Source organism: Gordonia metallireducens, assembly GCF_021245825.1.
In the GTDB taxonomy this organism is placed as follows: Bacteria; Actinomycetota; Actinomycetes; order Mycobacteriales; family Mycobacteriaceae; genus Gordonia; species Gordonia namibiensis.
Map to the genome: position 1 here is coordinate 1 of NZ_JAJQJP010000062.1, position 1,999 is coordinate 1,999.

The following is a 1,999-nucleotide window of genomic DNA, read 5'->3' on the forward strand; positions in this document are numbered from 1 at the left end:
TCCCTCAGAACCCCGATAGTGTGACGTGAACCCGCCGGCCTCACAGCCTGGCGGTGGGTCTCGGTGCTGTGCACATGCACAGTCGTCGACCTGTCTGATGTTTCACCCTCGAACACACACCCACCGCCGAACAGACGCCGGCAGAAATGGGTGATGTTGTGTGCTCCTTAGAAAGGAGGTGATCCAGCCGCACCTTCCGGTACGGCTACCTTGTTACGACTTCGTCCCAATCGCCGATCCCACCTTCGACAGCTCCCTCCCACAAGGGGTTAGGCCACCGGCTTCGGGTGTTACCGACTTTCATGACGTGACGGGCGGTGTGTACAAGGCCCGGGAACGTATTCACCGCAGCGTTGCTGATCTGCGATTACTAGCGACTCCGACTTCATGGGGTCGAGTTGCAGACCCCAATCCGAACTGAGACTGGCTTTAAGGGATTCGCTCCACCTCACGGTATCGCAGCCCTCTGTACCAGCCATTGTAGCATGTGTGAAGCCCTGGACATAAGGGGCATGATGACTTGACGTCATCCCCACCTTCCTCCGAGTTGACCCCGGCAGTCTCCTGCAAGTCCCCGGCATAACCCGCTGGCAATACAGGACAAGGGTTGCGCTCGTTGCGGGACTTAACCCAACATCTCACGACACGAGCTGACGACAGCCATGCACCACCTGTACACCAACCACAAGGGAACATGTATCTCTACATGCGTCTGGTGTATGTCAAACCCAGGTAAGGTTCTTCGCGTTGCATCGAATTAATCCACATGCTCCGCCGCTTGTGCGGGCCCCCGTCAATTCCTTTGAGTTTTAGCCTTGCGGCCGTACTCCCCAGGCGGGGTACTTAATGCGTTAGCTACGGCACGGAACTCGTGAAATGAGCCCCACACCTAGTACCCACCGTTTACGGCGTGGACTACCAGGGTATCTAATCCTGTTCGCTACCCACGCTTTCGCTCCTCAGCGTCAGTTACTACCCAGAGACCCGCCTTCGCCACCGGTGTTCCTCCTGATATCTGCGCATTTCACCGCTACACCAGGAATTCCAGTCTCCCCTGTAGTACTCAAGTCTGCCCGTATCGCCTGCACGCCTACAATTGAGTTGCAGAATTTCACAGACGACGCGACAAACCGCCTACGAGCTCTTTACGCCCAGTAATTCCGGACAACGCTCGCACCCTACGTATTACCGCGGCTGCTGGCACGTAGTTGGCCGGTGCTTCTTCTCCAGGTACCGTCACTTGCGCTTCGTCCCTGGTGAAAGAGGTTTACAACCCGAAGGCCGTCATCCCTCACGCGGCGTCGCTGCATCAGGCTTGCGCCCATTGTGCAATATTCCCCACTGCTGCCTCCCGTAGGAGTCTGGGCCGTGTCTCAGTCCCAGTGTGGCCGATCACCCTCTCAGGTCGGCTACCCGTCGTCGCCTTGGTAGGCCATTACCCCACCAACAAGCTGATAGGCCGCGGGCCCATCCTGAACCGCAAAAGCTTTCCACCAAACGTCATGCAACGTAAGGTCATATCCGGTATTAGACCCAGTTTCCCAGGCTTATCCCAGAGTCCAGGGCAGATCACCCACGTGTTACTCACCCGTTCGCCACTCGAGTACCCAGCAAGCTGGGCCTTTCCGTTCGACTTGCATGTGTTAAGCACGCCGCCAGCGTTCGTCCTGAGCCAGGATCAAACTCTCCATGAAAAAATAGTGAAACAAAACCAGCACCCAAAAGCACCAGCGTTTCAACACAATCAGGAAAGCAAACCTGACCAATCCAAAACTAGCTTAATGTGACACCCAGACGGGGCCGAGCGTCACACAAAAAATAAACATCTACATCCATAAAGAATGCTCGATGCCAAAAAATGGCATCAGACAATTCATCATCACACTATCGAGTTCTCAAAGAACACACACCCACCAGCTACCAACCCCACAAGGGCCGTCACCAGCAGACTTGTTCTGACTTTCCACGCTAACCCCGTCTCCGGGGCAACTCTTCCAGC

The 1,999-nt window shown here is 55.8% G+C and carries 1 rRNA gene; it reads right to left on the reverse strand.

Going from position 1 to position 1,999, the window contains the following annotated elements:
* Positions 1-171 precede the first annotated feature (171 nt).
* Positions 172-1,694: ribosomal RNA gene (locus LQD00_RS22665) — 16S ribosomal RNA — on the reverse strand.
* Positions 1,695-1,999 lie beyond the last annotated feature (305 nt).